This window comes from Rhizobium rhododendri (assembly GCF_007000325.2).
In the GTDB taxonomy this organism is placed as follows: domain Bacteria; phylum Pseudomonadota; class Alphaproteobacteria; order Rhizobiales; family Rhizobiaceae; genus Rhizobium; species Rhizobium rhododendri.
In genome coordinates, this window is the sequence record NZ_CP117268.1 from 886,376 (window position 1) to 907,711 (window position 21,336).

General features: G+C 58.0%; 21 protein-coding genes and 2 pseudogenes. 13 read left to right on the forward strand and 10 right to left on the reverse strand.

Translation table 11 applies throughout. The annotated features are described in order from the left end of the window. Positions 1 to 23: 23 nt before the first annotated feature. On the forward strand, positions 24 to 1,064 hold the full coding sequence (locus PR018_RS21810) for an ABC transporter ATP-binding protein (protein ID WP_142831817.1): 1,041 nt from the start codon (positions 24 to 26) through the stop codon (positions 1,062 to 1,064). A gap of 47 nt (positions 1,065 to 1,111) precedes the next feature. Here PR018_RS21810 and PR018_RS21815 read toward each other — a convergent pair whose 3' ends face one another. Continuing rightward, complete coding sequence (locus PR018_RS21815; protein WP_224129354.1) at positions 1,112 to 2,377, reverse strand: ROK family transcriptional regulator; 1,266 nt, start codon at positions 2,375 to 2,377, stop codon at positions 1,112 to 1,114. 55 nt (positions 2,378 to 2,432) lie between these two features. Beyond that, entirely contained in the window at positions 2,433 to 3,299 is an 867-nt protein-coding gene (locus tag PR018_RS21820) for a sugar phosphate isomerase/epimerase family protein (protein WP_244615521.1), read from the reverse strand. A 294-nt stretch (positions 3,300 to 3,593) separates the two neighbouring features. Here PR018_RS21820 and PR018_RS21825 point away from each other — a divergent pair, with 294 nt between their 5' ends. The 7 genes and pseudogenes from PR018_RS21825 to PR018_RS21855 form a co-directional block, all read left to right on the forward strand. Beyond that, positions 3,594 to 4,664 carry a Gfo/Idh/MocA family protein gene (locus PR018_RS21825; RefSeq protein ID WP_142831819.1) on the forward strand — a complete coding sequence of 357 codons (1,071 nt, stop codon included), beginning with the start codon at positions 3,594 to 3,596 and terminating at the stop codon, positions 4,662 to 4,664. Beyond that, positions 4,661 to 5,614, forward strand: a complete 954-nt coding sequence (locus PR018_RS21830; protein WP_142831820.1) for a carbohydrate kinase family protein — start codon at positions 4,661 to 4,663, stop codon at positions 5,612 to 5,614. The genes PR018_RS21825 and PR018_RS21830 overlap by 4 nt, the downstream gene beginning before the upstream one ends. Before the next feature lie 682 nt (positions 5,615 to 6,296). After that, a complete protein-coding gene (locus PR018_RS21835) occupies positions 6,297 to 8,252 on the forward strand; it encodes a PhoX family protein (protein ID WP_142831821.1) in 1,956 nt (651 codons plus the stop codon). Between the two features lie 648 nt (positions 8,253 to 8,900). Then, positions 8,901 to 9,341 (forward strand): YqaA family protein, encoded by a 441-nt coding sequence (locus tag PR018_RS21840; RefSeq protein ID WP_142831822.1) that lies wholly within the window; start codon positions 8,901 to 8,903, stop codon positions 9,339 to 9,341. A gap of 510 nt (positions 9,342 to 9,851) precedes the next feature. After that, a complete protein-coding gene (locus tag PR018_RS21845) occupies positions 9,852 to 11,294 on the forward strand; it encodes a DUF7125 family protein (protein WP_142831868.1) in 1,443 nt (480 codons plus the stop codon). After that, positions 11,291 to 12,343 carry a sensor histidine kinase gene (locus tag PR018_RS21850; RefSeq protein ID WP_142831823.1) on the forward strand — a complete coding sequence of 351 codons (1,053 nt, stop codon included), beginning with the start codon at positions 11,291 to 11,293 and terminating at the stop codon, positions 12,341 to 12,343. The genes PR018_RS21845 and PR018_RS21850 overlap by 4 nt, the downstream gene beginning before the upstream one ends. Before the next feature lie 314 nt (positions 12,344 to 12,657). Beyond that, positions 12,658 to 12,849, forward strand: a pseudogene (locus PR018_RS21855) (helix-turn-helix domain-containing protein); the annotation flags it as partial. Here PR018_RS21855 and PR018_RS21860 read toward each other — a convergent pair. Next, complete coding sequence (locus tag PR018_RS21860; protein WP_142831824.1) at positions 12,844 to 13,026, reverse strand: hypothetical protein; 183 nt, start codon at positions 13,024 to 13,026, stop codon at positions 12,844 to 12,846. The pseudogene PR018_RS21855 and the gene PR018_RS21860 overlap by 6 nt on opposite strands. A 12-nt stretch (positions 13,027 to 13,038) precedes the next feature. After that, complete coding sequence (locus PR018_RS21865; RefSeq protein ID WP_142831825.1) at positions 13,039 to 13,338, reverse strand: hypothetical protein; 300 nt, start codon at positions 13,336 to 13,338, stop codon at positions 13,039 to 13,041. Between the two features lie 32 nt (positions 13,339 to 13,370). On the opposite strand from PR018_RS21865, the gene PR018_RS21870 reads away from it, so the two are divergent. Further along, positions 13,371 to 14,927: a Fic family protein gene (locus PR018_RS21870; protein WP_142831826.1), complete on the forward strand. Its 1,557-nt coding sequence runs from the start codon at positions 13,371 to 13,373 to the stop codon at positions 14,925 to 14,927. A gap of 292 nt (positions 14,928 to 15,219) precedes the next feature. On the opposite strand, the gene PR018_RS28525 is transcribed toward PR018_RS21870, so the two are convergent. From PR018_RS28525 to PR018_RS28535, 4 genes and pseudogenes are all read right to left on the reverse strand, one after another. After that, a complete protein-coding gene (locus tag PR018_RS28525) occupies positions 15,220 to 15,438 on the reverse strand; it encodes a TetR/AcrR family transcriptional regulator C-terminal domain-containing protein (protein ID WP_425064170.1) in 219 nt (72 codons plus the stop codon). Then, a pseudogene (locus PR018_RS28530) lies at positions 15,430 to 15,606 on the reverse strand (recombinase family protein); the annotation flags it as partial. The gene PR018_RS28525 and the pseudogene PR018_RS28530, both read right to left, overlap by 9 nt. A 286-nt stretch (positions 15,607 to 15,892) precedes the next feature. Then, positions 15,893 to 16,354 carry a helix-turn-helix domain-containing protein gene (locus tag PR018_RS21880; RefSeq protein WP_142831828.1) on the reverse strand — a complete coding sequence of 154 codons (462 nt, stop codon included), beginning with the start codon at positions 16,352 to 16,354 and terminating at the stop codon, positions 15,893 to 15,895. Positions 16,355 to 16,477: 123 nt separating this feature from the next. Then, the gene (locus tag PR018_RS28535; protein WP_161991003.1) at positions 16,478 to 16,891 is read right to left on the reverse strand and encodes a DUF5372 family protein; all 414 of its coding nucleotides are present in this window, start codon (positions 16,889 to 16,891) and stop codon (positions 16,478 to 16,480) included. A 209-nt stretch (positions 16,892 to 17,100) separates the two neighbouring features. Here PR018_RS28535 and PR018_RS21885 point away from each other — a divergent pair, with 209 nt between their 5' ends. Next, positions 17,101 to 17,772 carry a hypothetical protein gene (locus tag PR018_RS21885; protein ID WP_142831830.1) on the forward strand — a complete coding sequence of 224 codons (672 nt, stop codon included), beginning with the start codon at positions 17,101 to 17,103 and terminating at the stop codon, positions 17,770 to 17,772. A gap of 292 nt (positions 17,773 to 18,064) precedes the next feature. On the opposite strand, the gene PR018_RS21890 is transcribed toward PR018_RS21885, so the two are convergent. Continuing rightward, on the reverse strand, positions 18,065 to 18,811 hold the full coding sequence (locus tag PR018_RS21890) for a glucose 1-dehydrogenase (protein WP_142831831.1): 747 nt from the start codon (positions 18,809 to 18,811) through the stop codon (positions 18,065 to 18,067). A gap of 104 nt (positions 18,812 to 18,915) precedes the next feature. Between PR018_RS21890 and PR018_RS21895 the strand changes: the two genes are divergently transcribed. Beyond that, a complete protein-coding gene (locus PR018_RS21895; RefSeq protein WP_142831832.1) occupies positions 18,916 to 19,266 on the forward strand; it encodes an ArsR/SmtB family transcription factor in 351 nt (116 codons plus the stop codon). Positions 19,267 to 19,503: 237 nt separating this feature from the next. Beyond that, a complete protein-coding gene (locus PR018_RS21900; RefSeq protein WP_142831833.1) occupies positions 19,504 to 19,950 on the forward strand; it encodes a hypothetical protein in 447 nt (148 codons plus the stop codon). A gap of 373 nt (positions 19,951 to 20,323) precedes the next feature. Here PR018_RS21900 and PR018_RS21905 read toward each other — a convergent pair whose 3' ends face one another. Beyond that, positions 20,324 to 20,701 carry a hypothetical protein gene (locus tag PR018_RS21905; protein WP_142831834.1) on the reverse strand — a complete coding sequence of 126 codons (378 nt, stop codon included), beginning with the start codon at positions 20,699 to 20,701 and terminating at the stop codon, positions 20,324 to 20,326. Between the two features lie 310 nt (positions 20,702 to 21,011). Between PR018_RS21905 and PR018_RS21910 the strand changes: the two genes are divergently transcribed. Beyond that, a complete protein-coding gene (locus PR018_RS21910) occupies positions 21,012 to 21,194 on the forward strand; it encodes a hypothetical protein (protein ID WP_142831835.1) in 183 nt (60 codons plus the stop codon). The last annotated feature ends 142 nt before the right edge of the window (positions 21,195 to 21,336 follow it).

Below are 21,336 nucleotides of genomic sequence, written 5' to 3' on the forward strand. Positions count from 1 at the left end.
AATCCAAGAGAAAGAAAATACGCATGGCAACGCTCCGCCTCGACAATATCTCCAAGATGTATGGCCCCATCAACGCCATCGAGCCGCTGTCCCTGGATTTTCCCGATGGCGAACTGGTGTGCCTGCTCGGGCCGTCCGGATCCGGCAAGTCCACGCTGTTGCGCATCATTGGCGGCTTCGAGAGCCCCTCGGGCGGCAGGGTGCTGATCGACAATTCAGACGTCGTGTCGACCCCGCCGGAACATAGGCCGACGGCCATGGTCTTCCAAAGCCACGCTCTGTGGAGCCACATGACGGTGTTCGAGAATGTCGCCTTCGGCCTGAAGCTGCGTAAGATGAGCAAGCCGGTCATTGCCGCGAAGGTCAAGGAAGCGCTTGATCTGGTGGGTCTCCAGAACCATGCCGACCGGATGCCGCGCCAGCTTTCCGGTGGCCAGCAGCAGCGCGTGGCGATTGCGCGCTGCCTGGTTCTCGAGCCGAAGATCCTGTTGATGGACGAACCCTTTGCCAGCCTTGACCAGCATCTGCGCGACCGCCTGCGCGAAGAGGTCAGGCAGATCCAGCGTAAGCTCAAGATCACAACGGTGTTCGTGACGCACGGCCAGGATGAGGCGCTATCCATCGCTGACCGCATCGTGGTGATGAGCACGGGGCGTATCGAGCAGGTCGGCAGCCCAAGCGAGATCTACGAAACACCGCAGACCGCCTTCGTGGCAAGCTTCATCGGCGACATGAACATGTTCGATTGCGCGGTCGATGCGGGGCGCATCCGGATCGCGGGGCTTGAGATCCCGACATCGGTCACAGCGGGCGCCGCAACCCTTGCGGTTCGTCCCGAAGACATCGTCGTCGAGGGTCAGACCGGCGACGGCGGCGTGCTCGTCACCCGGACCGTCAATCTCGGATCCTTCATCAAGGTGGAGAGCCAGGCGGACGACGGCACGATGGTGCGGATCCAGGTGCCGAAAAGTGCGGACATAGCCGAGGGACAGACACTGTCTATCCGCGTCTCGCGCTTTGCGCTGTTTCGCGAAGGCAAGGTCATCTCAACCGTCCCGTCCTGACGGCTGCGGGTGCAAGGCGCTCCCGCAATTGAGACGCGGCAGGGCTTTCAGACCGGCGACGCCCCGTCGAATGGACGTTCGTCGCCCAGCACCTGGCGGAAGTAGAGGTGACGGAAATTATGGCTGGTGTTGACGAAGATCGGCAGCATGGCCGCACCGGTAACGGCCGCATCATGGATCAGGATCGCCGGCATCAGGCGCGGAAACGCGCGGTCGCGCCGGGCTGCCGGCGTCGGCCGGAGCGGGTAGGCGCGATCGACCAGCATCTCGACGATCGCGCGCGGCAGCGCCCCGCCCACCGCGATGAAGCCCGGGTCGAACATGACCTCGATGATCGCTGTCGCATCGCGCACCACGGCAGCCGCACTGGCCAGCCAGTTCATCAAGCGATGATCCCTGAGGGCACACAGGCGGTTGAGCTCATCGTTGTCGACAGTCTCCTCCGTCATGCCGCAGGCATGGGCAAGACCCGTCAGCGACAGGATATCCTTGGCGCCGGTCTCAGGCCAGACGGGCGATCCATCAAGACCGGCGATCGGCAGCAGCCCAAGCTCGCCGGCATTGCCACCGACGCCCTTGAACGGATAGCCGTCGATGATGAGGCCGGCACCTGTCCCGTGGCCGATGTAGAAATAGACGAAAGTGGCATCCTGTGCGCCTGACCGGTGGATGCGCTCGCCGATCGCTGCCGCGGTCGCATCGTTTTCCACCAGCACCTGCAAGCCGCAGAGGCTCTGCAGGTTCTCGACGAAGGGCACGTCGCGCCAGGCTTCCCAATGCTGCATGGAGAAATCAAAGTCGTAGACATCGGAGCCGAATGTCGGCAGCACGAGGCCGATGCCCCAGACCTTGCCGCGCGGAATAGCGTTGTCGTCCAGCGCCTGCGCGATGCCCTCGGCCATGCGGGCAACCGTTTCTTCCGGATCGCGGGTGTTGCACGAGATTTCCAGGCGCGCGCGCGCTCTGCGTTTCAAGTCGCAGATCATCAGCTGGCAATGGTTGCGGTCGATGTGGATGCCGACGGAAAAGCCAGCGTCGGCATGGGGTTCGAGGTAGATCTGCGGCTGGCCGCGAAGGCCGGACGAGCGCCCGGCTTCCGAAATAAGCCCCTGTTCCAGGAGTTCGCGGGTGATTGATGAAATCGTCTGCGGTTTCAGCCCGACAATGCCGGCAATCTCGACACGGCTGATTGGAGCGCGCTGGAAGATCGTCTCGAACACGAGGCGCCGATTGAAAATCCGCGCATCCTCGATGCGGCTGCCCGCGATCCGGACATCCTCATCCTTGATCGGCCTGTTGTCTTCCTGCTCCAAATCGCTTCCGCCTGCTGCCCGTTTTCCTGCCGCGCGATCGCCATGCGATACCGCTTCAGAGCCCGAGGCTTTTGAGCACCTTACGGTTATGAAGCGCAATCGGAAAAGGCTTTTCGGGCGGACACGGATACATATCCTGCTCGTAGACGACATAGCCGTCGAAATTCCGAGCCGCAAGGAAATCCCGCACCTCGCGAAAATCCACGATGCCCTTGTCGAGTTCGCACATCACGCCGGATTGGAAGCCCTTGATAAAATCGATATTCTCGTCGCGGATCTTGTTGAGTAGCGCAGGATCGACATTCTTGAAGTGATAGTAGGGGATCCGCTCGGCATAGCGCTTCATGAAGGCGAAGGCATCGGCGCCGGTATAGGCGTGATGGCCGAAATCGAAGCAAAGGCCGACAAGTTCGGCCGGCGTTTCCTCGACCAGGCGGATGACCTCTTCTTCCGTCTCGACGCCGGAGCCGACATGCGGGTGAAACAGGAGATGCAGGCCGTGTTCCTCGGCCACGTAGCGAGCGGCTTCCCTGACAGTCGTCACCATTCCCTTCCAGGCATCCGCCGAAAGCGCGCGCTGCCCGCCCGCCGGAGGAAGGTCCGAATCGTCCATCAGCACGACCCACTCCGACCCCATCGCCTTGAGCAGGCCGCAAGTTTGCTCAAGGCGCGGTCGCAAAGTGTCCATCGCATCCCTTGGCGCAAGAAAATGCACCAGAGCCGACCCGCATACGGAAAGTCCTCTGGCAGCCAGTTCGTCGGTGAGACGCGCGGGATCGGTCGGCAGGTAGCCCCAGGGCCCGGTTTCCGTCCAGGTGAAGCCGGAATCGCGCACCTCGTCAAGGTAACGCGTCCACGGCGTCTGTTTCGGGTCATCCGCATACCATACGCCCCAAGCGTCCGGAGCCGTCGCAACCTTCATCGTTTCCATCTCCATCGACATTTAAATCCTCGACACATCTTCTATTCCAGAACAGCAAGTTGGGAAAGGGAGACCATGCTTTTTCTTTAACTTTAGGACTTTTATAGGATAACGGGAGCATTCCCCAGCCGCGATCCCCTTAAATTGTCCAGAATTCAGGATTTTTCGGATTGATAAAATCCTCAATGCATATTTATTATGTAACAGGCTCGCCGCAGTACGGGCCCCGCATCACTACGGTGCGAGTCTAAGGTCTGCGCCGATGCGGCGCCCCGAGTGAAAAGGTAAAAAAACGTGCTCAGACTTGGTTTGATCGGCCTTGGGGAAGTGGCTCAACTCATCCACCTGCCGATTTTGCAGCGACTGGGAGACCAGTTCGCTCTGGCTGGCGCCTATGACCCGTCCCCGTCTGTCGCCGAAGCGATTGGCGCGCGCTGGAACATCGCCCGGCTATTTTCCACGCCCGGCGCGTTGATCGCCTCAGGCGATATCGACGCCGTGCTGGTGATGAGCCCCGACCAGTATCACGGCCGCCATGCCCGCGCGGCCTTGGAAGCAGGCAAGCATGTCCTGGTCGAAAAGCCGTGTTGCCTGACGCAGAGCGACCTCGACGAGCTCGATGCCACGGCACGGGCCTGCGGCCGTGTGGCGATGGTCGGCTACATGCGGCGATACGCCCCTGCCTTCCTTGAGGCAAAAGCACGCCTACCGAAGCTCGACGACATCACCTATGTGCGCGTGCGCGACGTCATCTGCGAGGGGCCGTGGTTCTTTCGGCAGACCGACCGGGTCATCACGCCGCAGAACGACATCGCCGCGGCTCTTGTCGCGGAAAGCCGTGCGCTGCGCCAGGCGATGGTTGCCGATGTCTGTGGCGCCGATGCGCCGTCCGATCATGTCACTGCCTATTCCGTGCTGACGGGCCTGTCATCCCATTCCCTGTCGGCCATGCGTGACCTTCTCGGCGTGCCCCAACGGGTTATCGCGACAGAGATCAAGCAGGGCGGCACACAGATCACCGCGTTGTTTGACTACGGTCACTTTACCGCGCTCTACGAATGCATGATTGGCGATGTCGTGCGTTTCGAGGCGGGCTTCGAAATCAACACGCGAACCGGACGTCTCGCATTCGAATATCCGACCCCCTATATCCGCAATCTGCCGATGACGCTTGATATCCAGGCGTCCACGGAGAAGGGCAACGTCCTCACGAGACTCGGTCCCTTCTACCAGGATCCGTTCGACGCCGAGCTGCGCGCCTTCCATGCGGCGGCAACGCAAGGTGGAGAGAACCGGACGCCGCCCGCAGAATCCAAATTTGACCTGGCCCTGTTTGAAGCCATGATAAAAGCGGCGGCGCGATGAATATCGGGACCCCTCTGGCCGTCATCGGCAATGTGAATGTCGATCTGATACTGGGGCCCGCAAGCCCCTGGCCCCGTCCCGGCACGGAGGTCATCGTCGATCATGACGAGCTGCGGGTCGGAGGTTCGGCTGGCAATACAGCGCTCGCCTGGATGGGTATGGGGGTGGACTTTGCGATTGCCTCCAGCACGGGTGAGGACATGTTCGGGGAATGGCTGCGAAGCGCGTTCGGTTCCTACGCGGAGACATGGGTGCGGGCGCCCGACAGGACGGCGATCACAGTCGGTGTGACGCATCCAGATGGCGAGCGGACCTTTTTCAGCACGCGCGGCCATCTTGGCCGGTTCTGTATCGACGATGCATTGGTGGCGCTCGATGCACGACGGCTGAAGGGAGGACATCTGCTGCTGTCCGCAGCTTTCCAGACCGAGACCCTGGCCCGCGACTACGACCGACTGTTCGATTGGGCAGACCTACACGGTATCACGACATCGATTGATCCCGGTTGGCCTGACGGGGGCTGGACCGCGGCGAACAGGGCACGAACGATGGCCTGGCTGGCCCGGGCTGGCTGCGCCCTGTTCAACGAGGCTGAGGCACTGGGTCTATCAGGTCTTGAGAGCGTTGAAGGCGCTGCCGCCCAGTTGAAGACGCATATGCCCGCCGGTTCGCTTCTTGTCGTGAAATGCGGGCCGTCGGGGGCGATTGGCGTCGATGCGCGGGGAGCCCTTCACCGCACTGCGGCGCCGCATGTCGATGCGGTGGATACGGTCGGCGCAGGCGATATTTTCAATGCCGCCTTCCTGGCTGCCCTGAGCGCCCAAAACGCTTTTCCCAATTGCTTAGAGAGGGGCGCTGCCGTGGCTTCCCGAGCCATCTCGACGTCACCGCGCCAATATGATGTCGGCCTGCCTCACGGCAGCGGCCCCAAGGTACTGCGCCCGGCCTAGTCTGGGACGGTTTCAAGCCGCGCTGCCGCGTGGCCCATTGCGACTCCAGTCGCCGAGGCTGATCACGGCTCGTCAATCGAACGGGCCAACCCGTCGTCGTGTTACGGCCAATGGCGTGACGTTGCGGCGGAGGCGTCGAGGTGGGTCAGGAGGGAGTCGACCGCGTCCCTTTTCGCTCGGCGCAAGGGCGATTGGCCATCCCCGCTGCAGGGCGATTTGCTCCAGCCGATACCCGAGGGAGACGAGCACTCGCCAGAAGGCAGGCTGCCCGGCCCAGAGAAGACAGGATTTTCAACTTGCCGCATAGGCCAAAACCAGAGCCTCTCTAGCCTAGAATTGAAAGGGGAAATGACGGTCCGAAAACGGGGCTCAAAATCCTAACCTTTGAGTTAGGTTTCATATGCCACGCCACATTCAGACGGGAGAAGGCGGCGAATTTCCCAAGTCACAGGGTGTGAAAACTTTCACCGCCCCCACATTGCAAGGACGGTGAGGGAAGCGCTCCGTGATCGACGCTTTCCGGTATCCGTCCTTCGACCGGGACAAAAAATGCTAGGCTCCACTTCATCAAGACGTCCTGCAATCCCGCTATCCCACCAGACAATAGGCTCGCAGTCCGTCCATTGCTCATGGCGAACGCGGTCGCGTCGGGTCATGACCCGGCATAAACGGAGGGTATCAAATGTTGGAATCCACCCACTCTACGCGTCGCCAGGCCCTGAAATTCCTCGCTAGCGTCCCCATGCTGCCACTCGGCGCTTCGGCCGCCAGCTCGCTTCTCGCTCTCGGCACGGCGCGTGATGCCGCCGCCGCGCCGTCAAACTTTGTCTCGGCAACGTTCAGCTCGATGGCCGCGCCCTCTTTGGCGGATCCGGCGGCCATGGCGACCACGACCGTTGCTTCGCAGCTGACGGTGACGCTCGAAGACGGAAATACGCAGGCGTTCAAGCTGTCCTATCAGCCCTTCTTCATGACGGGTGACATGGTGCCGGACGGCAAGGGCGGGGAAATCCTGGCCGGCGGCTACTACGATATCCACAACAAGCCGATCATCGACACTTCGGTACCGGGCAGGGAGCGCCAGTTTTTCTCCGACTGTCCAGACGGGACTTCGCTGCTGGCACCGATCGCCGGCGCGAAGGTCGATGGCGTCAAGGGCAATACTGTATTCGCCGTCGTCCAGTTCGAGTACATGTCGCGCGACCAGAAAGGCGACGACACCTATGGCCGCATGCCCTCGCCAATCGCCGTCCTGACACTCGATCAGGATCCGGGCACCGGCAAGCTCGGCCTGGTCAAGTACCACAACGTCGACACCGCTCAGGCGCATGGTCTTTGGATCACCTGCGGCGCCAGCCTCTCGCCTTGGAACACCCATCTGTCGAGCGAGGAATACGAGCCCGACGCCTTCGCGGCCTTATCGAACAAGCAGCTCCTGGCCTATAGCAAAAATCTGTTTGGAGACGAGAAGGCTGCAAATCCCTATCATTACGGTCACCTGCCTGAAGTCAGGGTCAATGCCGACGGAAGCGGCACTCTGACCAAGCACTACTGCATTGGTCGCATCTCGCACGAACTGGTGCAGGTGATGCCTGACCGTCGCACGCTGTTGATGGGCGACGATGCGACCAATGGCGGCCTGTTCATGTTCGTCGCCGACAGGGAAGCGGACCTTTCCGGCGGGACGCTCTACGTTGCCAAGCTCGGCGGCACCCTGTCCACCGACACAGCAGCACCGGCCGACACGATCACCTGGATTAAGCTCGGCCATGCCACCAGCGCGGAGATCGAGAAACTCGCCGACACGGTGAAGCCTGAGGCCATCATGGAGATCGCCAAGGAGGATCCCAAAGATTTGCGCTACGCGCGCATCGCCATGAGTGGATCCTTCCATTGGGTGAAGCTCGCGCCAGGCATGGAAAAGGCCGCGGCCTTCCTGGAAACACACCGCTATGCAGCGCTTATGGGCGGCAGCATGGCCTTTACAAAAATGGAAGGCACCACCGTCAACGCGAAGGACAAGTTTGCCTACTCGGCGATTTCCTACATCAAGGACTCGATGGTCAAGGGCGGCAAGGGGTGGTACCAAACGTCAGGCATCGGTTTCGACAAGCCTCTCGAGGCAGGCGGTATTCTCGCGCACTCCATGGGTGGTGCCCAGAAGGACAGCGGCGGAGAGGCGATCGCCAGCGAATGGGTGCCGTTTGAGACCCGATTTGTCCTGACGGGCGAGGATATCGCTACCGACGAACTTGGCAACACTGCCAATCCCGACAAGATCGGCAATCCGGATAACATCAAGTTCTCCGAGCGCCTGCGCACCCTGTTCGTCGGCGAGGACAGCGGCATGCATGTCAACAACTTCCTGTGGGCCTACAATGTCGACAACAGGCAGCTGTCGCGCATCATGTCGATGCCGGCCGGCGCGGAATCGACGGGCCTCCACGCGGTCGACGAACTCAATGGCTGGACCTATGTGATGAGCAACTTTCAGCACCCGGGCGACTGGGAGAAGCTCCACGCCAAAGTGAAGGATAGCCTCGATCCGCTGGTTCGCGCCAACTACAAGGACCGCTTCGGCGCGGCCGTCGGCTATCTTACGGCGGATGCGACCGGCATCAAGCTCGGGAAAGCCTGATGCGGCCAGCGGGCGCTGGACATTTTTGGGCGGGCGGCGCTGTGACGGCGCAGCCGATCGTCGGCAAAACCGAGCGGCCTTGAATGCCTGAGCAATCACGGGCTTTCGGCGGTTCAGCCCAATATTTGGGCCTGGGGCAAGACCGGCGGTGGTGGTCATCGATTGCGCCTCTTGCAGAGACCGCACACCCTTGCCGTTTTTCTCAAGACAACCTGTGGACGGGAAGGAGCCCTTCTGGCGCCTGTCTCGTTGCTTCTCAACTTGGCATGGGACGTCCTTTCCTAAGAGAGACAACCGACAGGCCGACCTTGGTCCCCATCCGCTCGCAGATCGCCTTCCGTTTGCCGGGCTGATTTCCCGACGAGACCTCGCTGGCTGAGACAGGGATTAAGTCCGATTTTAGAGAGCCAGGCCAATCACAATTCAAGGGAATTCTATGACGCCGGGTTCGCAGAAAGCGTTATCCGCTTGGCGGCCATTGCGCGAGGAATTTTGGCGCTCGGATTCGATTCTGTTCCCGTGGATGTTCTTCGGAGATGACTATCCCCCTCCTGTCGCATTACATGGCCTCGGTCCTTGGTGCGCCTGTCCTGACCGACGGGATCATTGGAGGTGAAGCTCCTCGCAAACTCGTAGATTGCTGGAAAAATGCTGAATATTGCCGCCTATGCGGGCCTGTTCTCAACGGCATTCATTGCTGCCACCATCTTCCCATTGCAGTCTGAAGCTGTTCTGGTCGGCATGCTCCTTTCGACAAAATTTTCGGTCGTGGGCGTGGTTATCGTTGCATCTGTTGGCAACACTCTCGGAGCCATGGCGAACTGGTTTCTTGGGCGGTGGATAGAGCGCTTTAGAGAGTATCGCTGGTTCCCGTTGAGCGACAAGGGATTGGAACGCTCGATAAAATGGTATCGGCGATACGGCAAATGGTCGCTTTTACTGTCATGGATGCCAATCGTCGGCGATGGCCTCACCGTTATCGCTGGTGTTCTTCGGGAGCCACTTCTTACATTCACAATCCTTGTTGCCATCGCGAAAACCGGGCGTTACGTCGTGCTTGCGCTCGCTACCCTTCACCTGATTGGTTGAAGGATGTTTTGAAGCGAGAAGAGATATCACCGACATGCTGTCTTTCGACGTCACCCAATCGAACACGGCTGATCAAAAAGCGACCGCAGCAGGCACCCAACGGAACTTCACGCGCCTGTCGCTCAACTCTTGCAAGAGAGCGCTTAGCCAAGCAGACCGTCCGCTTCGAGTAAGATGAGGGCATCGCAACGCCTTCGCCTCGACCATGCGTAGCTTTCGCTCTGCGATAGCCCCGGACAGAGACAGTCAATTTTACCCGATGAACGCATACACGCGATTTCAGTCAGTTTCCGGCTGACCCAACAATACGCGCCCAAAATTCTCGGCAGAGATCCTGCGGGCGCAATCCGATTGCCTCCATGACAGGCATTGTTGAAAATTGTGGCTGGCGGGCGCGACCCCGGAATTGAAGTTCGCAGAAAGGTGAATATAAGAAGAGAGCGGCTCTTCCCTGGACGATGCGCGCCACCGATTTCCAATTTGCGCCAAGCATTGCAGCGGAAGACGAACATGCCCAAACAGAAAAAGCCTACTTTTGTCAGTACGGGAATTACCGGGCTCGATGAGATTTTGCGCGGCGGCCTGCCAGCGTCGAACCTTTATATGCTGCAGGGAGCGCCGGGATCGGGTAAAACGACAGCCGCTCTGCAATTTTTGCGTGCAGGTGTCGAGGCCGGCGAAAGCTGCATATACGTCACGCTCTCGCAGACCGCCGCAGAGCTTGAAGCTATCGCCATTTCGCACGGGTGGACGCTCGAAGGGATCCGGGTCGAGGAACTGTCGACATCCGGTACCGTCAACGAAGCGGACGATCAGAGCATCTTCCTGACGGCCGATCTTCGTCTGGACGAAACGAGAAAAGCTATCGAAGCGGCGATCGAGGAACACAAGCCGCGCCGTCTCGTCTACGACTCCCTTCTCGAAATCAGGCTCATCACCGGCGATAGCCCCCGTTTTCGCCGCGAGTTGATTGGCTTTAAGTCATTCCTTGCCAAACAGAACGTCGTGGCCTTGCTGCTCGATACCCAGACCGCTGGCCCCGACCGCAGTGGCGAGGAGGTCGAGGGGCTTGCTCATGGTGTGATCCGGTTTGACAAGTCGCTCGAGGAATATGGCGGTGTGCGCCGCCGCATCGAGGTCTCCAAGATGCGCGGCGTACCGATTGCCGACGGATATCACGACATGGCTATCCGCGAAGGGGAGGGCGTCCTCGTGTTCCCTCGAATTATGTCCAGCAAGGCGTCGGAAAATCCGAAGCCGCAACTGATCAAATCCGGTGTCGCAGAGCTCGACGAAATGTTTGGGGGAGGCCAGGAGGCCGGGACCACGACACTCGTCATCGGGCAGTCGGGCACCGGCAAGTCGACGATGTCATCCCTCTACGCCACAGCAGCGCTCGAGCGCGGTGAAAGTGTGGCGCTGTTCCTGTTCGAGGAGCGGCTGGAAACCTTCTTCCGCCGTTCCGAGGGCCTGGGTATGGAACTGAGGCAGTTCCATAAAGACGGCAAACTCATCTTGCGAGATTTCAATCCCAATGAAATCTCGCCGGGAGAGTTCGGCCAGATCGTCCAGGATGCGGTCACACAGAACAAGTCGAAGGTGGTGGTGATCGACAGCCTGACGGGATACCTAAATTCTCTGCCGCACCGCGAGAAAGCGGTGCGCGATATCCAGTCCCTCTTGAAGTATTTGGCCCGCTCCGGTGTCCTGACCATGTTGATTGTCGCTCAACACGGCTTGATAGGCCAGAATGTTGGCATAGATGTCGATGTCAGCTTTCTTGGCGATACCGTCCTGCTGTTGCGGATCATGGAGCATGAGGGGCGACTGCGCCGGAATATAACCGTGGTCAAGAAGCGCCACGGCCCGCATGATCTCAATGTACGTGAACTGCTGATCGAAAGCGGTAGCGTCAGCGTGGTTGCCTATAATCCGCTTCCAGATCCAAAATGAATGATGTTCCAACCGACAGCGAGCTGGACTGGGTGCTCGTCCTGGCTCCCTTTCGCAAGGATGCCGATTACATTGCAGCATTTCTTCGGGAACAGATGATCGAGGTCATGCCCGCAAAGGCCGGCGACGAGCTGGGTGAGCACCTAGCCCGTTCGCCCGGCATCATTGTCATTACCCATGAGGCGCTCAATCCAGAGGCAGTTGCGCGCATTGCGGAGCATCTTGCAGAGCAGCCCGACTGGTCGGAAGTACCCATCATCGTCCTCCTGGAACGTAGCGCGCCGATTGCACGAATCCGTGTCCAATTGCAGAATTCCTGGCCCGGAGCACGTCTCCTGTTTCACACGCGCCCAATAGCCCCGCTGGAACTTGTGAACGGGATCCAGTCAAACCTCCTGGTACGACTGCGCCAACGTCAGGTCCGAGATTCCATCGAGCGCGAAAGAGAGCTTCGTCTGGAGCTCAATCACAGGGTAAAAAACATCCTGGCAAGCGTTGGCTCGATCTTTCAGATGACTCGACGCGGAGCCACAACCGTCGAGGACCTCGCCAGCAATTATACCGGTCGCCTTCAAGCGCTTTCCGACGTGCATACGGCCGTTTTCGAAGCCGGTGGCGAGGAGGTCGCGCTTTCCGCAGTGGTTGACCTGACTGTCTCTCCTTACAACAAGGATGGCGTGAGCCGCATAAAAGTCAGTGGGCCGGGCATCGTCGTCAGTCGCAACGCTGGAACGACGATAGCGCTGTGCCTGCATGAGCTCATCACCAACGCCATCAAATACGGTGCGCTCTCCCGACCTGAGGGGCATGTAGAGATCGTCTGGACATTCGCAAAAGACGACAGTTCCGATTTCTCCCTGAACTGGACCGAAGTGGGCGGGCCCATGGTTCGCGAGCCGACGCGGCAGGGATACGGCACGCGATATGTGAGGTCTGCGTTGGGATCGCTGTTCGGAACGGCTCCCGAAATCGTTTTTGCTCCAGGTGGCTTCCGATGCAGCGTAAGCGGTCCGGTGAAAAGGATTTCGAGCGGCACCACAGGTTCATGACCATTTCCGCAAGCGTCGCGTGATCGAGATTTCTCGTAATACTTTTGCAGATAGTTGTTGGCCAAGGATCGATTTAGCCGCCTGCGCGTTCCTTTCTCTCGCGTCAAAAGGACACCGTTAAGTGGCCCTATCTTCTTTTTAGTTCCATAACCTACCTTACGCAGCTTTGACATGTAGCGGCTATTTAGTAATGCGACAGGTGGGCCGGTTAGACATGCGACAGTCTCGCCTTTCGATGCACTGGTCAACATCAATGTTGGGAGCAAGGATGACGACGTCCAGCCTGGTGGAGACCAGGAGCGAACGGAGTCGTCATGTCCTGTTTGATCACCATGTCGCAGAAAGAATTGCATCGCCTCGAAGTCATCCAGAAGATCCGGGATCATCGCTTGAGTGTAGTTCAGGCGGCCGAACTGCTTGCTCTCTGTCGCAGCCAGGTCCACAGGCTGCTACAGGCTTATGACAGTGCCGGTTCGGCCGGCCTCTTGTCGAAGAAGCGATCACGATGTCCGCATACCTGAAATGAGGCCGTCGCCGTCCTCCTCTCCATTGCTCTTGGCGGCGAAATGATCGTTGACCATGACGGAGACGTGCATCATCGCCAACACGGGATGGCGTCTGGCATTGCCCTCGGCGATGGGGGTGACGTACTTGGCCGCGATGTCGAACAGGACTGTTGCCATTGTCCGCATCGATCACGGCGTCCAGGAAGCCGTCGACATCGATGGCGCGCGTCTGAATGTTGCACAGGGGCCGCCAGGAGGGTCTTGGACGCTATTTGCAGTCAGTTCCTTCGCGCCGCTGCCGATTTCAAAATAATCAAAAAATCGCAGATCATGTTGTTGATAATCAAATTTCCACACTAATAATGGATTTTCCACTTTTCTATGTTTATAGCCATAATCAATTCTCCACAAAAACCGCACAAAATAACCGAAAATAAATGAACGTAATCCACTCTCCGCATTGACACGTGATAGTAATCGTATTTCCATATCTTTAATTGATTTCCCACACGGAGCCAATCATGACGTTCAGACCATTCCCCCGCATATTTCAGGAACGTTTGGTGCCGGCACGCGCCACCCTTGTCGGCTGGAGCGCTCTGATAACCGAATTTTCGGTAAAGGCTCCCTTGAAAACACCAACAGCCATTTCAGACGTCACCCTCAGGGATACCAAACGAGAGATGGACGGCTGGAAAATCTACGATGCCCGCTATGCGCCCGCCAATACCCTCGCTGGTCACCTGACGTTCGCCCTACGTTACGAAGGCGTCGACTTGCTGATACTCAAGCGTCTCCTTACCGCGGCACCAAAACGTGAAATCGAGGAATTGGTGCTCAGCGAACCGACGGGGGCGATGGCCCGCCGCGTCTGGTTTTTCTATGAATGGCTGACAGATGAAAAACTAAATGTTCCAGATGCCGGTCGCGGCAACTACGTCGATGCCATCGATCCGGCCGCGTATTTTACATCTCTGCCGGCCAATTCGACCCGCCACCGCGTGAGGAACAACTTGTTAGGCAACCGCGAGTTCTGCCCGATGGTAAGACGGACGCCTACACTTGACAATGCTGTCGGCAGCCATTGGGACGTGCAGACAAAAGACCTGATCGGCGGAGTCAGCACAGGCGTTGTCGCGCGCGCGGCCAGCTTCATGTTACTTGCTGACACACAGGCCTCCTATCAAATCGAAGGTGAACGCCCGCCCCGAAATCGGCTTGAACGATGGATGAGAGCCGTTTCCCAAGCTGGCAAATACCCACTTTCCGTAGATGAACTAGAGCGCCTGCAAACCATCGTTATCGAAGAAGACCGCTTTATAAAACAAGGCCTGCGTGACGAAGATGGATTTATTGGTGTACGAGACCGAGAAAACAATCCACTTCCAGAATTCGTGCCAGCCCGACATGAAGACGTTAAAGCTCTTATTGAAGGCATAATCGATGCTGGGCAGAGAATGGCGGAAAGCGGAGTAGACGCCGTTGTGCAAGCGACTATTGTGGCGTTCGGCTTCGTCGCAGTGCATCCGTTCGTTGATGGGAACGGACGACTACACCGCTATCTGATACACCATGTACTTGCCGAACGCGGCTTCACGCCCGCAGGATTGATATTCCCAGTCTCAACTGTTCTGCTCGATCGCGAAGCCGACTACGCAGCGCACCTACGCAACTTCACCGGACCCCTTCTACCGTATATCGAGTGGGTGCCGACTGCGCAGCAGAACGTTTCCGTCCTGAACGACACCGCCGATCTTTATCGCTACGGCGATTATACATCCCTGTCGGAATTCTTATACGCGTGCGTCATCAGGACAATCGAAGAAGACCTTCCCAAAGAAATTGCATATTTGGCTTCCTACGACGAGGCGAAACAAAGAATACAGGACCTGCTGGAAATGCCAGATTCGATGATTGGCTCGCTTATTACGTTCGTCAGCCAGAACAACGGTCAACTCTCCAAAAAGCGAAGAAATAGGGAATTCGTGAAGCTGACGGACAAAGAAGTGGCCAACATCGAGCAGATCATTGCCGATGCGTTCGAGCCGGAAGATCACGAGAGCACACAAAATCACTGAGGACCCGCTGGCCGGTGATCGTACTCAGGACTCGTACACCACACCGCCGTCCAACATGTTCACGGGTAGAGTCGAAGGAAATTCGCAAATATAGTCGGCGCGCCAGAGGCCTCTCGGAAAACCTCCCTGATATCAGCCTCTGCCCTCCTTCTCGGCAGAACCCCTCGTCTTCGCCATACACCCGCAAAGAAAGATTCCTGCGCATAGCTCGGCCCGCTGCCGTACCTCTTCTAACGAGGGAGGCTTTTTCTGATTGAGCATCACACCGCGTTGAGGCTCGAACACCATCACTTCACGGAGCGCCGCCCGCCAGGGAGATGTCGGCGATAGCGATTTCTCCCGTCCGGCAGCGAGATTGCAGCCACCCCTCGACGACCTTGGAAGTACCCAGAATCGCCCGTTTGTAGAAAGCGTCTGCGACCTCCGGAAAGCGGTCGGCCTCCGTAACAACGAGCTTGTAAATGGCGATCGTATCGAGATCGAGAGTTAGCCGGCCCAGTACCTCCAGCAAATGGACGAGCTCATCGCGCCAACCAAGGGCGATAGCGCGCCCGCGAAGCGCATATTGCCGCATGGCGCTCTCGGTATTGTCGATGACTTGCCGCATCGAAGATTGGCGGACGTAGAGGTATGCGCTGCGTTCACGGTGATGGGGCTGGACTTTGAGGTGTACATTCATGGTGCTCTCCGTTGATGGATGCTCATGGCGATGGTCGCCAGGACATGAACGACGGCGCTGAGTTCGCCGTGCGCCGGTCGGGTGGCCGATGATAGGTAAAACTGCCTCTGGTCTGGGCTTGCCGCTGTAGTCAGTGTGCGGGCCCATCCCCACATGCCGCGGCGCAGAAAAAGCATGAGCCCGCTACGAGCCTTGAGCGGCAGAGCTTCACCGAGAGCTGCGCCGCGCAGTACCTCGTACTGGTCCGCGATGTCGGGCAATGAACACGCCGGTCCCACGGTAACGTCTAGCGGATCGTTTTTTTTAACACCCGCTCGATCGTCCGGGGATGTAGTGCGATATCGAATTCGGTGCGAACCAGCTTGGCGAGATCGCGGGCATGAACGGGTTCGCCCGGGACCAGTTTCGCCTGCAGAAATGCCAGGACTTCGTCGTCGACCTTGTGGGGTCCACGGGGTCCCGGCTTTGCCGGCACCAGTCCGGCGATCCCCGTCGCGTCGAAGTTTGACTTGGCCTGATAGTAAGTCGGTCTGGAAACCCCATACTCGTCGGAAGCGTCTGTTACCGAGACGTTGTCGACGGAGACGCGTCGCAGCATCTCGTATTTGACCTGGACCGCGTCGTGCGGATCGAAAAACTCGCTGCCGCGAAACTTTGGATCGCGCACCTTCTCGGAATTTGGATTGAAGGTGCCCTCGTCGATGAGCTCATCCATCTTTGATCGCTTGCCGCCGTACTTCGCGAGCATTGCAGGCTCCGGATATGAGATCGAGTATGAATGTAATTGTATTTATACCGCATATCTCGATTATATCAAGGATTGGATCACACTTGTAACGCGGATTTAGGCCGATAAAACAGCTATAATTGCTCATTTTAGATCCCCAAGCGGCATAATCCCCTTTACATGTGCGGCATAATTATCCTTACACTCCGCGCGCGGCCGCGTTGCCAGCCTGCCGCAAAGGTGTTCCACCATGGTCGCTAGATCCATCAAGTTCGAAACGAGCAAGAGCGCACGCCCGTTGCTCACGACAACTTCTGGATCGATGCTCACAAGATCAGTCCATTGAGGGGGACGCGGCCATATGGCGCCATCGTCGGTCTGCAGCAGCAGCCGGTCGCCTTGCAAGTTACTTCGCTTGCCAACGCAGCGCAGCTGCCGTCCGAAAAGAGGATGAAACTGATGCGTAACCAGCACTAGCTGCTGATCTGCGCTGGTCGTGGCTGCATTCTGGGATAAGGTACAAGAGGCTGGAAGAGCAACCTTTACCTGGCGCGGCATCAAGGATGGCCTGATGACGATGACCCACGCCCAGTTCGAAGCCTTGTTTGATGGCCTCGATTGGCGGCGGGTTCATGCGGTCAAGGCGAGGACGCCCGAGACAATCGAATAGCTGCGACACGATGACTCAGGGCCGCAAATTCAAACGGCAATTCAGGTCGATAGATCTCCATCAAGGGAACCACTATTACGCCGAAAGGTGATAAAATATGTCTAAACTACCTCATCAATTAAAGTCCTTATGCGCGGTATTAGGTCTATTGATACTAACGATATCGACCGAGGCAAATGGGCAAAATTTAACGACCTCCGAGAATTTTGATGCGGCTAAAGCGCTCTGTGAACGTCAGACCTTTGCTCTGGAAGACATAAATGAAGTGAAGCCTTGGCTGGTTTATTTCAGCGGGCTTAGAAATGGAAGATCGTCGAGCCCACCGGATTCCTGCCCCAGTTCGACTATGCGCGCCATCGTAGGCATCGTTGGAAGTGGTAGCGTCGAGAAGGCGGAGGACGCTCGTGCAGCTTTCTTGAGTCTATATGTGTCACGAGGCACAGAGATGGAGCTCGCCGACAGACGCCGCGACAGTGATGGGTCATTTCGGTACCGCAATGACATCGTGCTTGCTGGCTTTGTTTGGTTATTGTGCCCCGGACACAGCGATCAGCGGCTGTCATGTGTGAAGGAAGTCATCCACAACTTTCCGGCTGAGTTCGTTAGCACCAGTCCCGTGTTCTGTGATTTCGCGGGACCGAAGCAGGGCAAGGTCGAGTGGCCCCCGCAACGCGCGCTGTATCCGTTAGTTTGCGCAGACAATGGACAAGAGAAATCAGAGAATTCGGACGCTTGGTTGAGGCAAGCCGGGATTACCCTCGGAGATTAAGGAGTGCAGCTCACGCCGTCGACGGAGAGACTTAACGTTTCGGGACAGCCAGCAATCGACCTGCCTGCCGATCTCGGAGAGGGGCCGGTGTCTCTACTCGGAAAGAAATTGCTTTCATTATGCGATGCGGAACAAATGGTTAGATGAATGCGTGTCACCCTGCATGTGGGATACTCCCCCGAAAGGAGGGGGAAGGCGCGGGCCAAGCCGGCCCCGACACTGAACGCCCGGCCGATTCCGAGCAAGCGTCGTGGGACGCTGCAGGGCAATCGGCCGGGCGGGTGATCAAAGGTCAGCGAAAGCCGCCGCTCGCGGTCAGTCGTTCGCCCGTCAGCCAGCGCGCGTCGTTCGAAGCGAGGAAGACCGCGACATCGGCGATATCGTCCGGCTGGCCGGTGCGGCCGAGCGGGGTCTGGGCGACGGCGGTAACCTCGAAATCGGATCCGACGAAGCCGGCCGTATGCGTGCCCTCGGTTTCGACGATGCCGGGCAGGATGGCGTTGACCCGGATCTTGCGCGGACCCAGCTCGTTGGCAAGGACGCTGGTGATGACATCGACGGCGCCCTTGGTGCCCGAATAGACGGCGGAGGTCGGCGGAGCAAGGCTCGTCACCGCAGACGAGATGTTGATGATGCTGCCGCCTTCGCCGATGTGCTTGACCGCTGCCTGCGTCGTCAGCAGGACGCCGAGAACGTTCACGTCGAACATGCGACGATAATGCGCCTCGGTGATGTCCTCGATCGCGCCGAACTCATAGACGCCCGAGTTATTGACCAGCACGTCGAGACGACCGAACGCCTCGATGGCGGCGTCGACGAGCCCCTTTGCCTGATCGGCTTTCGTCACGTCACCCTGTACCGCAATGGCCTTGCCGCCGGCAGCAGCGATGGCATTAACAACGGCGTCAGCGCCCTCCCGGCTCGAGGCGTAGTTGACGACGACCTGTGCGCCCTCGGCAGCGAATGCCTTGGCAATTGCCGCACCGATCCCCTTGGACGCACCGGTCACCAGAGCCACTTTTCCCGTAAGTTTAGACATGATCGTTCCTTTCGACACGGACGCCATCGCTCTCTCCGGCCTGTTCCGTAGTTCCGAATTTCGGAACTGTTGATCTGCTTTTCAAGTGCCCCTATATAAAGTTTATGAGACCGCTCGTGCACCCCGCTATAGACGACATCCGGCCTGAGGCCATCCTGTACGCGCTTTCCGATCCGGAACGGGCCGCGATCTTTGCGCAGATCGCCGGCGTCGGCTCCAGCGGAACGTGTACGGCGCTCGCCTGCCTTGGTGAGCGCGTCATTCCGAAGTCGTCGCTCTCCCAGCATTTCAAAGTCCTGCGCGAGGCCGGCCTGATCCGCTCCGAGCGCCGTGGCATCGAAATGAGCAATCATTCGCGCTGTCAGGAAGTGGACGGCCGTTTCCCGGGGCTCATCCTGGCCATTCTGCGCGCTTACGGCCAGCAGCCTGCCTTAGCTGCCGGCCCGGACACCTGATGTGTCGTCCCTGCCGGCAGCGGACCGAAATTCGAGCCGCGTTGCGGCGACGGTAAGAGACATGCCGCGATAGATGGCTGGCGAAGTGCGTCGGCCCATGGTTCGACCAAACCGGTCACGACAAGCCCATGGGATCTTTTAAAGTCCGCTACCGGCCCGAAGCGGCCATAGATACTGGGCTCGCTATTTATGGTAAAAAGCCTATCGTTGAGGTCATGGACCGTTTTTGGGGGTGCCTTGAAGAAAATCACATTGCGATACAAACCAGACGACGATCATCATGGTGAATTAACCGCCGTCGTGCAAAGCGGAGACTTTGCCGGAAAAAGCGCTGCATGGTTTAGCCTTGCCGAACTTCGTAAATTCGAGATGTCCCTTGGGGCATATCCAATAGGCCAAGGCAACGCCCGACCGTTATTGATGGGTGGCTTCTTCGAGGATGACTCGATTGATCAGGCACATCTCAGCCTCCAAATCGTTCCGATTGGCCCGAGAGGATTGCTGAGTGTGAAGGTCCTCTTGGCTACACCAGTGCGGGAAACCATGCCGACTGAACAAGAGCGGAATACTGTTAGCGCAGATTTTTCTGTAACTTACGGGGACGTTTCGCGTTTTCAGTCGTCGCTTCAAACCCACCTCAGTGGAGAACGTGACGACGCCGTTTTAGAGCAGTCGTCTACTTAGGATGATAGAAGCTTTCGGCGGCGCGGTGATGCCTCGTCGGACAAATTACTTGCTGACGTCCAAGCATCTGTCATCTCCAACTGAAAAGAGTAATGTCGTGCCAACATTCGCTGCTGTACTTTTAGGAGTTGGATGTGGGATTGTTCTGCTGGCAATAGCTTTTCGGGTTAGTTTCCGTAGGAAGGCTACAAAGAAAGGAGGATTTCGATCAGCGCAGAACCACGACGTGTTCGAGAGAGACCCAAGCTTCTAAAGCTCGTTGGATAAAGACAAAATGGGGTCGTAGAGGCGGCTCTGATCACGTTCATTATCGGTCCCCATCCTTCCGGTGACTAAGCCAGTGAGCGCCTGAAAAGAAATGGCCATGAGCGACCTAAACGATGGCTGTGCGATGCCCGAAGGGGGTATCATCGTCGAAATCGACAGTTCCGATCAGATCGCTTTCCCCTGAAAGCTTTTCTTTCTCATCCTTGTCAGCGACTCCAAGCCCTTCACGTTCGGTATCGCTTCCACCATGGGAATGATGATCGGGAGAAACCTCCATTTCATCATCGGCCACACCTGAGTATCGGGCCATATCTGCCTGAAGTTCCGCGTTCGCCTGCTTCAGTGCGACTTGATCTGAATCGATGATCGACTGACGTGTGGCGACCCACTTGTTGTCAGGTTCCGATGTTATCGAAAGACTGCGGCCAACCTGGGTGGGCGACGTTGCTGATGAACCGGTAATCGGTCTGATGGCATCGACCATGGTCGGTTCACTCCGTTGCGTTGCCGAGCAGCGCTCAGTCCGGCCCTATACGTATATCTGCGCCCCACGTCCTGCAAGCAAGACCGGACAGTTGGTCGAACCGAAGTCAGCACTTCGCCATTATGGCCGTTAGAAGATTGAGACCATGCAAAGCGACTGTCAATCTCCTTGCCTTATGAACTTACCGAGGCTTGCCGCTCAAGGCCGAGCCGGTTAGAGGAACGACAGCGGGTCGGTCCACCTTCACTTATCTACCGAGATACCGGAACTTTGGACGCTGAGACCTGTTTCTCTTTAAAAGGAGACCGACATGTCGACCAATGATCAGAACGCCTCCCCCGAGCAAAAGCGGCCCAACGATGTTTCTCCGAGAGCGAATGACGAGAAGTTTGCGGATGAAGAGTCTATGGCTCCGCCGACTGTGCAGCCAGCGGGCTCCAAAGACGAGAGCGAGCGCCCAATCGTAAATCCAGTAACGGGCGGTGCGCTTTAGCACCCCTAATTAGAACACAATGACTAACTAATTGAAGAATGTCGGCTCGCTAGGAGCGCTGAAATGATTTCGGCGTTCGTGAAGCCGCTGTCGCTTTCAACTTCTGACCACGGATGTACTGGCAGGACGAGTAGACGATGAT

Bases quoted from the DNA above. Each gene is read 5' to 3' on its own strand.
- PR018_RS21880 (WP_142831828.1), bottom strand. From the start codon at position 16,354: ATGCTCGCGAAGTACGGCGGCAAGCGATCAAAGATGGATGAGCTCATC.
- PR018_RS21835 (WP_142831821.1), top strand. From the start codon at position 6,297: ATGTTGGAATCCACCCACTCTACGCGTCGCCAGGCCCTGAAATTCCTC.
- PR018_RS21890 (WP_142831831.1), bottom strand. From the start codon at position 18,811: ATGTCTAAACTTACGGGAAAAGTGGCTCTGGTGACCGGTGCGTCCAAG.
- PR018_RS21870 (WP_142831826.1), top strand. From the start codon at position 13,371: ATGACGTTCAGACCATTCCCCCGCATATTTCAGGAACGTTTGGTGCCG.
- PR018_RS21910 (WP_142831835.1), top strand. From the start codon at position 21,012: ATGTCGACCAATGATCAGAACGCCTCCCCCGAGCAAAAGCGGCCCAAC.
- PR018_RS21885 (WP_142831830.1), top strand. From the start codon at position 17,101: ATGTCTAAACTACCTCATCAATTAAAGTCCTTATGCGCGGTATTAGGT.
- PR018_RS21845 (WP_142831868.1), top strand. From the start codon at position 9,852: ATGCCCAAACAGAAAAAGCCTACTTTTGTCAGTACGGGAATTACCGGG.
- PR018_RS21850 (WP_142831823.1), top strand. From the start codon at position 11,291: ATGAATGATGTTCCAACCGACAGCGAGCTGGACTGGGTGCTCGTCCTG.
- PR018_RS21810 (WP_142831817.1), top strand. From the start codon at position 24: ATGGCAACGCTCCGCCTCGACAATATCTCCAAGATGTATGGCCCCATC.
- PR018_RS21860 (WP_142831824.1), bottom strand. From the start codon at position 13,026: ATGGCAACAGTCCTGTTCGACATCGCGGCCAAGTACGTCACCCCCATC.
- PR018_RS21865 (WP_142831825.1), bottom strand. From the start codon at position 13,338: ATGGAAATACGATTACTATCACGTGTCAATGCGGAGAGTGGATTACGT.
- PR018_RS21830 (WP_142831820.1), top strand. From the start codon at position 4,661: ATGAATATCGGGACCCCTCTGGCCGTCATCGGCAATGTGAATGTCGAT.
- PR018_RS21895 (WP_142831832.1), top strand. From the start codon at position 18,916: ATGAGACCGCTCGTGCACCCCGCTATAGACGACATCCGGCCTGAGGCC.
- PR018_RS21905 (WP_142831834.1), bottom strand. From the start codon at position 20,701: ATGGTCGATGCCATCAGACCGATTACCGGTTCATCAGCAACGTCGCCC.
- PR018_RS21840 (WP_142831822.1), top strand. From the start codon at position 8,901: ATGCTGAATATTGCCGCCTATGCGGGCCTGTTCTCAACGGCATTCATT.
- PR018_RS28535 (WP_161991003.1), bottom strand. From the start codon at position 16,891: ATGCCGCGCCAGGTAAAGGTTGCTCTTCCAGCCTCTTGTACCTTATCC.
- PR018_RS21820 (WP_244615521.1), bottom strand. From the start codon at position 3,299: ATGAAGGTTGCGACGGCTCCGGACGCTTGGGGCGTATGGTATGCGGAT.